This is a genomic window from Acinetobacter sp. FDAARGOS_559 (assembly GCF_003940475.1).
Lineage (GTDB): Bacteria > Pseudomonadota > Gammaproteobacteria > Pseudomonadales > Moraxellaceae > Acinetobacter > Acinetobacter baumannii.
In genome coordinates, this window is record NZ_RKJG01000005.1 from 3,949,654 (window position 1) to 3,962,974 (window position 13,321).

12 protein-coding genes are annotated in these 13,321 nt (G+C 35.6%); 10 read left to right on the forward strand and 2 right to left on the reverse strand.

All coding sequences use genetic code 11. The annotated features are described in order from the left end of the window. Positions 1 to 10 precede the first annotated feature (10 nt). The 4 genes from EGS71_RS20605 (at position 11) to EGS71_RS20620 (ending at position 2,400) form a co-directional block, all read left to right on the forward strand. Complete coding sequence (locus EGS71_RS20605) at positions 11 to 976, forward strand: PaaX family transcriptional regulator C-terminal domain-containing protein (protein WP_000062823.1); 966 nt, start codon at positions 11 to 13, stop codon at positions 974 to 976. Further along, the gene (locus EGS71_RS20610) at positions 963 to 1,568 is read left to right on the forward strand and encodes a DapH/DapD/GlmU-related protein (protein ID WP_001112281.1); all 606 of its coding nucleotides are present in this window, start codon (positions 963 to 965) and stop codon (positions 1,566 to 1,568) included. The genes EGS71_RS20605 and EGS71_RS20610 overlap by 14 nt, the downstream gene beginning before the upstream one ends. A 77-nt stretch (positions 1,569 to 1,645) precedes the next feature. Continuing rightward, on the forward strand, positions 1,646 to 2,029 hold the full coding sequence (locus EGS71_RS20615) for a PaaI family thioesterase (RefSeq protein WP_002009255.1): 384 nt from the start codon (positions 1,646 to 1,648) through the stop codon (positions 2,027 to 2,029). 122 nt (positions 2,030 to 2,151) lie between these two features. Continuing rightward, the gene (locus tag EGS71_RS20620) at positions 2,152 to 2,400 is read left to right on the forward strand and encodes a hypothetical protein (protein ID WP_000042204.1); all 249 of its coding nucleotides are present in this window, start codon (positions 2,152 to 2,154) and stop codon (positions 2,398 to 2,400) included. An 82-nt stretch (positions 2,401 to 2,482) separates the two neighbouring features. On the opposite strand, the gene EGS71_RS20625 is transcribed toward EGS71_RS20620, so the two are convergent. After that, positions 2,483 to 5,671, reverse strand: a complete 3,189-nt coding sequence (locus EGS71_RS20625; RefSeq protein ID WP_000097769.1) for a DEAD/DEAH box helicase — start codon at positions 5,669 to 5,671, stop codon at positions 2,483 to 2,485. Between the two features lie 822 nt (positions 5,672 to 6,493). Between EGS71_RS20625 and EGS71_RS20635 the strand changes: the two genes are divergently transcribed. Both EGS71_RS20635 and EGS71_RS20640 read left to right on the forward strand, forming a co-directional pair. Next, a complete protein-coding gene (locus tag EGS71_RS20635; RefSeq protein WP_001133276.1) occupies positions 6,494 to 7,096 on the forward strand; it encodes a TetR/AcrR family transcriptional regulator in 603 nt (200 codons plus the stop codon). 201 nt (positions 7,097 to 7,297) lie between these two features. After that, a complete protein-coding gene (locus tag EGS71_RS20640) occupies positions 7,298 to 7,924 on the forward strand; it encodes a hypothetical protein (RefSeq protein WP_000671896.1) in 627 nt (208 codons plus the stop codon). A 130-nt stretch (positions 7,925 to 8,054) separates the two neighbouring features. Here EGS71_RS20640 and EGS71_RS20645 read toward each other — a convergent pair whose 3' ends face one another. After that, positions 8,055 to 8,942 carry an AraC family transcriptional regulator gene (locus EGS71_RS20645; RefSeq protein ID WP_000426821.1) on the reverse strand — a complete coding sequence of 296 codons (888 nt, stop codon included), beginning with the start codon at positions 8,940 to 8,942 and terminating at the stop codon, positions 8,055 to 8,057. A gap of 199 nt (positions 8,943 to 9,141) precedes the next feature. Here EGS71_RS20645 and EGS71_RS20650 point away from each other — a divergent pair, with 199 nt between their 5' ends. The 4 genes from EGS71_RS20650 (at position 9,142) to EGS71_RS20665 (ending at position 13,301) form a co-directional block, all read left to right on the forward strand. Further along, the gene (locus tag EGS71_RS20650) at positions 9,142 to 9,837 is read left to right on the forward strand and encodes an alpha/beta hydrolase (RefSeq protein ID WP_000066755.1); all 696 of its coding nucleotides are present in this window, start codon (positions 9,142 to 9,144) and stop codon (positions 9,835 to 9,837) included. 297 nt (positions 9,838 to 10,134) lie between these two features. Continuing rightward, positions 10,135 to 11,061, forward strand: coding sequence for a LysR family transcriptional regulator (locus EGS71_RS20655; RefSeq protein ID WP_000546789.1), 927 nt, complete (start codon positions 10,135 to 10,137; stop codon positions 11,059 to 11,061). Between the two features lie 111 nt (positions 11,062 to 11,172). Continuing rightward, positions 11,173 to 12,366 (forward strand): CaiB/BaiF CoA transferase family protein, encoded by a 1,194-nt coding sequence (locus tag EGS71_RS20660; protein WP_000050378.1) that lies wholly within the window; start codon positions 11,173 to 11,175, stop codon positions 12,364 to 12,366. Then, complete coding sequence (locus EGS71_RS20665; protein WP_000123653.1) at positions 12,363 to 13,301, forward strand: hydroxymethylglutaryl-CoA lyase; 939 nt, start codon at positions 12,363 to 12,365, stop codon at positions 13,299 to 13,301. The genes EGS71_RS20660 and EGS71_RS20665 overlap by 4 nt, the downstream gene beginning before the upstream one ends. Positions 13,302 to 13,321 lie beyond the last annotated feature (20 nt).

A 13,321-nucleotide genomic window follows, 5' to 3' on the forward strand; every position in this document is an offset into this window, starting at 1 on the left:
ACGCCAAGACATGAGTATGAGTGCAAAAATACAGCAAATAATTGATTCTGTTGTAAAGAATGAAACCTTAAGTGGAACTTCGCTTATTTCGACAATTTTTGGAGATTCAGTACTTCATCGGGGTGGAAACATTAGTCTTGCAAGCCTGATTCAGTTATTAGAGCTGTTTGGTTTTAATGACCGTGCTGTAAGAACCTCTGTTTTTCGTTTAGTTAAAAATGATTGGTTATGTTCAGACAAAATCGGCAGAACCAGTTTTTATCGCATTACCGATTCGAGCCGTTCGACTTATTTGCAGGCCGAGCAACGCATTTATAACGACCAGATGAAAGAGTGGGACCATTATTGGGATCTTATTCTGATGTCTAGTCTCGATACTGAAAATAAAGTGTTGTTAAAGAAAGAACTCGAATGGTTAGGATTTGCCAATATTTCGACAAACCTAATGGCTTATCCGGGTTGTAACCGTATTGAACTGCAACGCTTGTTGGTTGACTTAAATATGAGTGAGCAAGTGGTGGTGTTTAAAGCTGAAACCTTGCAGCTCTTTAATAACTCGGTTGATACCATTGGGCGTATGCTCAGAACCAACTGGCCTATCGATGAATTACGCCAAAGATATTTACAGTTTCTCGATATTTTTAGAGAAATTGGCGTATTGCTGATGCAGGAAAACGAACAACTCGAACCGGTTCAGGCCTTTCAAATTCGAACTTTGCTGATTCATTATTATCGACGGATTTTATTGAAAGACCCAGCATTACCGCTTGAGCTGTTGCCAACTGACTGGCCCGCGATAAGTGCACGAACTTTATCAATGAATATTTATAAAAAAGTATTTGAACCTGCGGATGAATACTTCTTGTCTGTTGCCGCAACAGCAGAAGGACCAATGCCAAATGCCACAGCACACTATTGGCGTCGTTTCGGAGGTTTGGTGGCGACAAATGAGAGGTTAAATCATGCCTTGTTATAGTATTGACGGTGTTATTCCAGTCGTTAGCCCAGAGGCTTTTGTACACCCAACCGCTGTTTTAATTGGTGATGTGATTATTGAAGCGGGTGTATATGTAGGACCATTTGCTTCATTGCGTGCCGATTTTGGACGTATTCATATTAAGCAAAATGCCAATATACAAGATAGCTGCACCGTACATGGTTTTCCGCAAAGCGTGACTTTAGTTGAAGAAATGGGGCACATTGGGCATGGCACAACTTTACATGGTTGCCGCATTGGTAAAAATGTTTTGGTTGGCATGAACAGCGTAATTTTGGACTATGCCGAAATTGGTGAAAACACCATTATTGGTGCAAATAGTCTGGTCAAAACCAAAGATGTTATTCCGGCAAATGTATTGGCAATGGGTAGTCCTGCCAAGGTTGCACGTGATTTATCAGAACAAGAAAAAAAATGGAAAACCCGCGGTACGCAAGAATACATGGAGCTTGCACAGCGCTGCTTAAACTCAATGCAAGAAGTTCAGCCTCTAACTTCAGAGTTGGATGACCGCCTAACCTATAAGGACTTTAGTTCTTCAAACTATCAGATTAAACAAGATAGCGTTTAACGGCTCTTGACAAGTCGATTTCAATACACATAGATTCATAAAACTCAAGGAATACTCGCACGAGTAGGGAGACGTTTGTGCAAAAAATGGAAAAGACTGCGGTTGATCAATTCGCAGAGCTATTGGGTGTTCAAGTGCTGCATCGCAGTTTTGATGAAGCGCGTTGCAAGCTTAATGTGAAAGACGAACACATGAATGCCTTGGGCGGCGTGCATGGTGGCGTCATATTTTCTTTAGCCGATATTGCTTTTGCGATGGCTTGTAACGCAGGGGATGCACCATATACAGGCCTACAGGCTGATATTCGCTATATGAGTGGTGCGAAAGATAGAGTGTTATTTGCAACGGCAACCAAGGTCGGAAGTAGTAAAAAATTCGCGCATTATGAAGTTGTGATAACAGACGGTTTGAATAATAGAGTCGCTTTATTTACATCTACGTGTTACAGACTTGCGCCGTGATAGGGGGGTGATGGTGAGATTAAGAGTAAAACTTAACTAACACGACAGTTTGAGTCGTTTATATATTGATCAATTTAACGACTTAGATATGATAAAAGCTTCTTAACTATGGGGTTTTTATTATGTCAAAAAATTCAAAACAAACTTCTAATAAAGTCGCTAAATTAGCTTCAGAAGTATTGCGAGATCCATCTTCCTCAGCAATTCAGAAAAAGTTAGCTGGATCAGCTTTAGCCCAAACGCATTCCTCTAAACAAACGGGGAATGAAATGGAATCAGAAGCATCTAGAGTATTAAAGAGCGACAAATATAATGACACGACAAAGACTTTAGCTGCTTCATTAGTATCGCAGTCTAATAAAGAAAGATAAGTTATTTCACTTATTAATAATAATTAGCTGTATATGAGTACAGCTAATTATATTTAAAGCCAGTATTTTTACTAACTACGGTTCAACTATTGAAATAGCAGAGAAGCTTTGTTTCTGTCATATCAACTACTGCGGAGTAGGTAGAACTTAACAAATCTGTCATTTCATTATTTAAGGCACTATAACTAACACCTGGTTGAGCAATTGAGAAAAGGAAGCGAACGTTTTTATATTTTAGTTCATCACGAATAGTATTCAGTATAGCTTCATTACCTTTATAAAAACGTTTACCTGCTAATACACCCGTTTTATTTCTTCTTTTTAAGTGGCTAATTAGATCTTCTGGTTTCCATTTATATCTAAGAGATACGATTACTTGTCCACACACTTCATAAAGATCTGATAGGCGTGAACCAGATTCTTGCTTAGAGTATTTACAGTGGGTGACTTTAAAGATAATTTCTTCTTCAGTTGAATAGATGGCTACAACATCTGCAACTTCACCTGAATTATCATCATTGAACACTATATCTGCATTTTCATTAACATATTTTTTCATTATGTATTCTTGGACAGAATTTTCTCTTATAACCCCATTCTTATACATTGATTCATGAGGAAAATGTACATTTTCCCAATCTAGAATATGGATTTGATCGGAAGGAATTCTATAAGTAGGTTGAGTATTGTAAATGGTATGAATACAGCCACTAATTGTGTCACTATTTGATAGAAATAATGTTGGCGGATAGTTTTCAAAGAATTTCTTTAAAGAAATATCTTCTCTTTTTAAATTTGAAATACAAATTTTTTCATTATCTAGATTTTGAATATTAAAACCATTTTCACCACCTGTCAGCTCTATTGAAAAGTCTAAAGTTTCTATTTCTGTTTTTATAGCGAGATCAATCTTTTTAGAACTCACATTTTTTATGATAAGTTTAGTTTCATAAAGACAGTATTCATGTTGGTCAGTCTTGAGCGTAATTCGATGAATTTTTTCATACAATTCTTCGGCCCAATCAGCGGCTAAAATTTTGATGTTTTCAGGAAATTCAACGATATCTTGCTTTTTAGCAGAGTCTTCAAGAATTTGATCTGAATTAATATTCGGATCAGTTATTAAAGCTCCAATTTGAATACACCATTCTTTCCATTCTTTTAAATCTGCAATTTTCGCAGGACTCCAAATTTTTCCTTTGGCTGAAGCTCCAATACTTATAGGTTTTCCATTACGATAACCTATACCTACAAAATCAGATTTCTTACATTTACTACCTTCTCTAATCTTACTCAATTCAATTGTGACATCAGCACCACTGAATCTTGAATATCGATGCAAGTGATTAGCAGGTTTGAACACACCTGCATGAACTATACTTAGGCGTTTGATATCATTAAAAGATTTGAAAACATCATCTTTATCTATTTTCTTTGCAGTTCCCAGTGAAATGATTTGTACTAAATTATCTATATCAAGTAATTTATCTGAATAACCTAAATACAATAATTTTTTTGATTTATCGAAATGAAGAACGACTAAACCCCAAATTTGATCTTTAATATGATCTGATTTAGCCCATTTCACTTTATCTCTACATTGAGTCGTAAAGTAAAAAACATTTTCCACTTCATTAATAAATGGCTGAGAAAGAGAATAGTATTTTGTATTAAAAGCCTCTCTAAATTTATACCAATCTACTTTTTGGGCGTGGAAACATACAAAGCTTAGGGCCGGAAAAACGATTTTAGGATTTAAATCTATATCAGGAGAATCAAAACCGGATAAAGGCTTACATTCCTGTAAAAAGGCGAGTAAGGAGGCAGCTTGTTCTTTTCTGGTATCTGCAATTTGGCTAATTACGTTTTCCCACCCAGTTCCTTCTTGGAAAAGACTCTCTAATTCCATTGTGAGTTTTTCTTCTGCAAAATTCACAATAAATGATGCATCACCAAGATTGTCTTTCGTGCGTGTAAAACGTCCAATAAATTGTAGCAAGACCGAAATAGATTTATGCATACCATGAACTGCTGCTATTTTGAAATTCGGATAGTCAAAACCTTCCTTTAACATATCGACGCATATAACAATATCAAACTCATGATTTTTAATAGATTCAATTATTTGTTTTTTCCCTGAAACTTTAGAATGAACAAGAGTTATTTTTTCTTCAGGAAACCACATACGATATTTGCTTAGTAAGTCTTCTGCTTTTTCTCTAGTCTCTGCTCTAACCATGACTTTATGGTTATAAAAACCTCTTTGGCGATCTTTATATAATTGATTAATAGCAGTATGAGCTATTTCATAATCTTTTTTACTTGGATGACGTTCATCTACTGAGATTAATGAAATTTTAGAAAAACATTTATCATTAAGAGCTTGTGATAAAGGATAATTGTAAACAACTTTTCCTTGAATCGGTTGTCTATCTAATCGATAAGGCGTAGCAGTAAATTGGACAATTTTTGAAGCTGAGAATAATTGTTTTAGCATATCCCATTCTTTTGCTGTTACATGATGGGCTTCATCAAAATATACATGACTAAAAAAGTTTTTTAATTTATGTTTTATAGCAGATGGGCTTCTTGCTAAAAGAGCTGGAGTAGAAATAATAACTTCTGCATTTAATAAATATTCAACTTCTTCTTCAGATTTAATAGTCTCTTTTAAAGCAATAATTTTAGGATTTCGAAAATTTTGAGGTATCACACCTAGATCTTTAAGGATTCCCCAACTACTAAATTTTTGAAAGAGTTGTTCTTTTAATTCAATAGTAGGAACAATTACTAATGTTCTTTTAGATTGGTCGACTAATGTTGTTAATAGCATAGTCTCCGTTTTTCCAGTGCCTGTAGGTAAGACTACCGTTGCAGGCTCTTTAGATAGAGTCCAATGTGCTATTAATGAGTATAGAGCACCAATTTGAGCTGCTCTTAATCTTTCTCCATTTTCATTAATTGCATTGATATTAATTGCAGAGGATGTAGTAATAAATTCAAATAATGGAATAAGTAGATTTTTTTCAACTTTTAGTATTCCTTGATTTCTTTTCAAGGTGGCCTTAAATAAAAGATTTGTACTTAAACTTTTTAAAGTATATGTACTTTTATCTTGATAACAGATGGCGAAAGTATTTTTTCTTTCAGGTAATGCTAATTCTTGGATTTGACCAAGACGACTATGTTTATCCCAATAAGTATAGAGAAATTGATCAAATATTATTTCTTCTTGGAAAAGTTGATGTTGTTCAAAGCTATTTGAAGACATAGTGTTTAATTTCCTTATCATCACTCTTAATTAATTATTATTTTTTTTTAAGAATTGTTAAAGAGAAAAAAGAATTAATATTAATTTATAATAAAGATACAAATTTGATTTAATGGAAAAAAGAACAATATAGAAATATGAAACGAATAAAAAGACAATTAATTTCTAATTTCCCACTTATATTGCAAAATTAGCACAGCATTAATAGATAAAACCTTAAGCTTTACACCCCCACTTAACAATAATCCACCCATTATTTAGCCTTACTTTTCTAATGATTTAATTTAAAACAAATGGCATTTTGTGTGCTTGACTGTAAAAGGGTTGGGCACTATTCTTTGCCTGCTGGCCACATTGCCAGCCGGTCGTCGCGGACCGATTACAACAGCATCAGAATTATTCCTTTCTGAGGGATAATTTTGTGTGAGCATCTCCTCGTCTCCTCCCGTTGCGGTAGGACGGGAGAGGGACACCTTCGGGTGTGCTGGTTGTTGTACCAGTCCGCGAACCCTTTCTCGTTCTGCCACCATAATTTCGATTCATGTCGGCAGAACTCCCAATAAAAAGGAGTTGGCTTTGCACATCCATTATTTCTTGGCTCTCAATGCCAAAAGCTATAACGACACAGCTTAAAAAATAAAGCAGCTTGAACGCCTTAAGGTTTTCAGGCTTTAAGTCATTTTTACTTAAAACTTAGCAACAACAAAACTTGAGATGTGCCAAGCACAGTCTTTACGGCTTTGCTGTGCCTTTTTTTCTCCCAAAAGGGGCACAGGCTTTTTATCTCATTTAGAAACAACAAGAATTTATAACGGTAAAACTATGCCAAATTTAGTTCTCCCAACACGTACCTTATATGTTGTAAATAAAGCAATTGATCTGTTTCACCACCGTGGGTTTCACCTTATTGGGGTCGATAGAATAGTGAAAGAGTCAGAAATTACGAAAGCGACTTTTTATAATTACTTTCACTCAAAAGAGCGGCTTATTGAAATCTGCCTTGTGGTGCAAAAAGAAAAACTCCAAGAGCAAGTAGTCGCAATGGTCGAGTACGACTTAAGTACCCCTGCAATAGATAAACTTAAAAAGCTGTATTATTTACATACCGATTTAGAAGGGCCGTATTACTTATTATTTAAAGCCATATTTGAGATTAAAAATAGTTATCCCAACGCTTATCAATCCGCAATGCGCTATAGAACATGGCTCAAAAATGAAATTTATAGTCAGCTTAGAATGCTAAACGCGGATGCTTCTTTTACCGATGCCAAGCTATTTGTATATATGGTGGAGGGCACAATCATTCAGCTTTTAAGCTCAGATGGGGCAATCGAGCGGGAAAAGATGTTGGATTTTTTTTTTAACTCTTTTGTTAGAAATTTTAGTCCATGTATGTTTACTCATGTCGATGCTAGCAAGTGTTAGCCTGTTCTTCTATGAGGGTTTATATGTAAAAGCTAGACGAGTGGTTTTGAGGGGGGAGAGAAATAATAAATAAAGCCCCCTTAAAAAAAACTGCTTGTGTACAAAAGAATATAAAAACAGCAAGTAACAATTACTCAAGTATCATTTTAATCTGATTGATATTTATACAATATAGTTACCAGATCACAAGGATATGAACCGATGAAATTTCAAAAATTTTTAACTTTTAGCACGATTCTTACCTTATCCGCACATAGTTATGCGACAGTGGGTGGTGGACAAAAAATTGAAGTATTGGGCTATCAGCAAAAAGAGAAGAAACTTTATGTATTAAGACATTATGAAGATGGCCGAGGACGCCTACCACAACTCTATTATTATCTATTAAATAGTAAATCGCCTGATAAACTTATCGAGGTTAAATCTCTTTATATCAATCCAAAAACACATAAGATTGATTATGATCAAGATAGTACAGCGTTTAATAAGGCACTTAATAAAATTAAAAAGAATTTAACTCCTTTGATCGTAAGTAATAGTAAGACCGTAAAAATTCAAACATTAAAAACACATCAGAATCAGGTATCGTCTTGGTTTGATCCTTCAGGAAAGATCACTCAATATAAAATAGAATATGTTGTAAAATCGCCGTCTTTACAAAGTAAGACCCATGTTGCGGTTCATTACACCAAAGCAATAAAAATTTCCCAAAATTATAAGGTGCCTAAACAAGATAAGAGGTTGGTTGTCGTTAAATATTTGGGGGTTCCAGAAGAAACTGGTTACGACATTGAAGACCCTGTTTTACTGCTACCTATGAAAAAATAAGCTTAAGCGAAAATTATTTTTACGTTAGTAGAATTTTTGACTTTTCAGCAAAATAATTCTGATTTTCATTGAGAAAATGAAGATATAGTTTTTAGTGTTTTATTATTTAAGTTAGAAATTTTCCTTTCTATTAAGTTTTAGTTTCTGAAATTTCTCTAAATTTTCTTGGGCTATAACCAAATGTTTGAATAAAAGATCTGGTAAAAGCAGCTGGTGAAGAATAACCAACTAAATCAGCAATTTGTGAAATACTTTTATTCGTTTCAATTAAATATTGTTTTGCTAACTTCATTCGCCAATGTTTGAGATAATTAATTGGGGTAGTACCTACCAATTGTATAAAATTTTTTGAAAACTTTGATTTAGATTGATTAGTTTCTTTGGCAAGAATTTCTACGGTCCACTCTTTAGTAGGATTAGAATGCATTAAGAATAATGCCTTGCTAATAGTAGGACTCTGCAAAGCTGAAATCCAACTTTTATGGTTAAGTGTTTCTTTGTTTAGCCAGTATCTTATTGACCACACTAACAGCAAATCGATAACACTTGAAAGCATAACCTGACTACCTAAAGAAGGTTGATCAAGTTCTAATTTTATTGCAGCTACTGTCATTGGGATCCATTCAGCAACTTTACCATCTTGGTCAGAAGGAACGACTATATATTTAGGCAATCCTTCAGCGATTGTTTGTCCATATACACCGTTTAATTGAAAAACACATGTAATAACAACTGGTTCTGCAGCTTTATCTTCTATAATTTCGATAGAATGCTTAAATCTTGAAGGAATAACGATAACATCCCCGTCGTTTACGATCTCATTTATTTTTTGTTCATCACTTTTAATTCTAAAACTACTTCCTTGAAATATATGAATATACGAATAATCACTATCCAGAAAAACAATATTTTTATTTTTATAATTTTCGACTTGATAAATTTGTCCTGATATTTTTGCATTCTTGTAAATATCAAAAAAAATATCAGTTAATTTATTTACATCTTGCTCATTTTCCATCTCACTACATCTCATCGAAAAAAATGTTTCTGCAAAAAAATATGCTGTTTTGGTAATTGTGGAAAGTAGTTTTATAACAAATAATCATTTTAGAAGATTTTATAGTTTGATATTTGATCAAATTATCGAAACTTTATGGATAAATATTTTTAATTTAATTTATTAAATTCAATGTCATAGCAAAAGCTAGGAGAAAAAAATGAGTAATAAACCAACAATTATATTAGTACATGGCTTTTGGGGAGGTGCAGCCCACTGGAGTAAAGTTATTATTGAACTTTCCCATAGAGGTTTTACCTCATTACAAGCAGTTGAATTGCCATTAACCTCACTAGCTGATGATGTCGAACGGACAAAGAAAATGATAGCTCAGGTTGATGGTGACGTAATATTAGTTGGGCACTCTTATGGAGGTGCGGTTATTACTGAAGCGGGTAATCTTCCAAATGTAGTTGGCCTCGTCTATATTGCAGCGTTTGCTCCTGATACAAATGAGAGTCCAGGGGAGATTACGCAAAAGCATCTACCTGTAGCTGCTCCTAATTTATCACCAGATAGTGATGGTTACCTTTGGCTTAAAGCAGATAAATTTCATGAAAGTTTCTGTCAAGATTTAACAGAAGATGAAGGTCTAGTTATGGGAGTAACACAAAAAGCTCCGCTAGCAAGCACCTTTGGCGACACCATTACCTCACCAGCTTGGAAAACTAAACCTTCGTGGTATCAAATTTCTACTCAGGATCGAATGATTAGTCCTGAAAATCAAGAATTTATGTCATCGAGATTAAAAGCTAAAAATGTTATTTCTTTAGATGCGAGCCATGCTTCATTAGCTTCCAAGCCAGTTGAAGTTGCGGATTTAATAGATGAAGCTGTTTCTTTCTTTAGTTCATAAAGTTATTTAATTTAAATCTACAAAAATTAAGAAGTTAAGAAAATAATAATTTTTTTAACTTCTTTTTTTCTAAGTATCTAAGTATAAGTTCATCCTACTTATATGGATTGTTGCGAAAATTAATGAGGAGAGCCTTAGTTGTTTATAACATATTTATATTTGATTTTAACTTGGTAAGTTTAAGCTTTTTATAATATTTTATTTATCAGAATCATAGGCGAGAAATATAAAATTTTTATAATTCTATATATTTATTATAGCGTTATGAGTTTCAAGTTATAAGATGGGTCATCTGTAGTGCATATAGAAAATATTATTCGTAAATTGGATTTGGTCACCTTAACGATTTTCCAGTCTGTTTGTGATGAAAAATCTCTGAGCAAGGCCGCTGAAAAAAATATGATTGCGCTGTCTGCTGCAAGTAAGCGTTTGACTGATTTGGAGCATTTGATTGGAACCAAACTGTTTATTCGTGATGGTAAGGGCATGCAAATTACGCCTGCTGGTGAAAGCCTGCTTTATCATTGCAGAACCATCTTAGACTCGGTTTATAAAGCTTCGGTTGAGTTAGAAGAATACAAAATAGGCATTAAAGGTTTTGTACGATTACAGGCAAATTTATCAACCATCATTCAGTTTTTACCCGAAAGTCTACATCCTTTTATTGTTGAAAACCCTCAAATTAAAATTGAACTTGAAGAACGCCCTAGTATAGAAATTATTCAAAATGTAAGTAATAAAATTGCCGACTTAGGCATCTGCATTGCCGAGAATTTATCAGAAGATCTGGATTATTATCATTATCGTAGCGATCGGCTGGTCGCGGTCATACAAAACCAGCAATATTTAAGTGAACAGAAAATCATTTCCTTTGAAGATGCATTAGATTACGACTTTATTGGTTTACATACTCAAAGTGCGATTAACCGGATTTTGCAGCAAAAATCTGAAGCGTTAGGAAAACAGCTCAAACTCAGAATATTGGTGACAAGTTTTGATGCTGTTTGCCGTATGGTACAGGCGGGTATGGGGATTGGAATTTTGCCACATAAGGTTTTTGAAATCTTTGGTAAACCATTAGGGCTGGCAAGTGTAGAGTTAACCGATGATTGGGCAAAAAGAGACTTATATCTTGTGTCCAAGCGTGATGAGTTTTTAAATCCAGTAACTTTGCTTTTAAAACAATATTTTATGCATCCACATAAAGAAATTATACCTAAATGATTTTTATAGGTTTCGCAAAACACGAAGACTTGTTGATCTTTTAAGAATTGTATTACTGCTCATTGCGCCATAAATTTAATTCTATCGGAAGTAGATATAATATGGATTGTTATGAGTCTAGCCCTTGAAAAAATAAAAGTCCTAGAAATAGGAACGCTGATTGCAGCTCCTTTTGCAACACGTATTCTTGCTGAGTTCGGTGCTGAAGTCATAAAAATTGAACCTATTGGCAAAGGCGATCCACTTCGTAAATGGCGTAAGTTACATCACGGAACATCTTTGTGGTGGTATTTACAGTCACGTAATAAGAAATCTTTAGCACTTAATCTTAAGTCACCAGAAGCAATTGCTTTAATCAAAAAGATGATTGTCGATACCGACATTCTGGTCGAAAACATGCGTCCCGGTGCGCTTGAAAAGCTGGGGTTAGATTGGGAAACCCTAAAATCAATTAATCCTAAACTGACTTTTGTTCGCATATCTGGTTATGGTCAATCTGGCCCTTATAAAGACAAGCCGGGCTTTGGTGCAATTGGTGAGGCAATGGGTGGAATTCGTTATACAACGGGTTCTCAAGATTCTGCGCCTGCACGAGTTGGCGTGAGTTTGGGTGACTCACTTGCTTCATTACATGCGGTGATTGGCGCTTTAATGTCGATTGTGAATATCAAAACCAATAACGGTAACGGACAGATTGTTGACGTGTCACTTGCAGAGAGTGTCTTCAATATTATGGAAAGTGTTGTCCCGGAATACGACTTGCATGGTTTTATTCGGGAGCGTTCTGGAGGTTCATTACCGGGTATTGCACCTTCAAATACCTATCGAACCAAAGACAATGCTTTTGTGGTGATTGCAGGAAATAGTGACCCAATTTTTAAGCGCTTAATGCATGTGATTGGCCGTGAAGATTTGGCAAATCGACCTGAGTTTGAACACAACGATGGGCGTGCGCAACAGAGTGATTTACTCGATGCTGCAATTGAATCATGGAGTCGACAGCATTCAATTGATGAGGTCTTGCAGCAGCTTGAACAGGCTGAGGTTCCATCTGGGCGTATTTATTCTGTAGCCGATATGGTCAATGATCCGCACTTTAATGCACGTGATATGTTGCTTTCAACCGAGTTGCCTGATGGTCAGGTAGTAAAAATGCCGGGTATTGTTCCGAAGCTTTCCGAAACACCGGGGCAGGTCAAATGGCGTGGTCCTGAGCTGGGTGAGCATACTGAATCTGTTTTAAAACAATACGGTTATCAAGCTGAAGAAATTGAAAGCCTGCGTGTATCGGGAGTAGTGCAATGACAGCATTTTCCGACTTACTTGTTGTACAAGAAGTCTCTCCACGAGATGGTTTGCAAATTGAGCCGACTTGGGTACCCACCGATAAGAAAATTGATTTAATTAATCAGTTGTCGACAATGGGTTTCTCTCGAATTGAAGCAGGCTCTTTTGTCTCGCCAAAAGCGATTCCAAATTTGAGAGATGGTGAGGAGGTTTTTACTGGAATTACACGCCATAAAGATATTATTTATGTTGGGCTAATTCCAAATTTAAAAGGCGCGCTTCGGGCAGTGGAAGCCAATGCAAATGAGTTGAATCTTGTCCTCTCTGCTAGCCAAACCCACAACCTTGCCAATATGCGTATGACTAAAGCTCAATCGTTTGCAGGATTTACCGAAATTGTGGAGCAGCTACAGGGTAAAACACAGTTTAATGGAACTGTTGCGACAACGTTTGGCTGTCCATTTGAAGGTAAGATTAGTGAAAAAGAAGTGTTCAACCTAGTTGAGCACTATCTAAAACTGGGTATTCATAACATTACACTGGCAGATACCACTGGCATGGCGAACCCAGTGCAAGTGAAAAGAATTGTCTCTCATGTTTTATCGTTAATTTCGCCTGAGCAGTTGACCCTACATTTTCATAATACACGTGGACTGGGATTAACTAATGTTCTTGCAGCTTATGAGGTTGGAGCAAGACGGTTTGATGCTGCATTGGGTGGTTTAGGCGGGTGCCCATTTGCACCAGGGGCTTCTGGAAATATCTGTACTGAAGATTTGGTCAATATGTGTGAGGAAATTGGAATACCCACCACGATTGATTTAGATGCTCTTATTCAACTTTCCAGAACCTTACCAGCTCTTTTAGGGCATGACACGCCAAGCCAGCTTGCCAAGGCGGGGAGAAATACAGACTTGCATCCTATACCGGATTATATCAAATCACTTAATTAAGATACGTCACTCAAGATAGT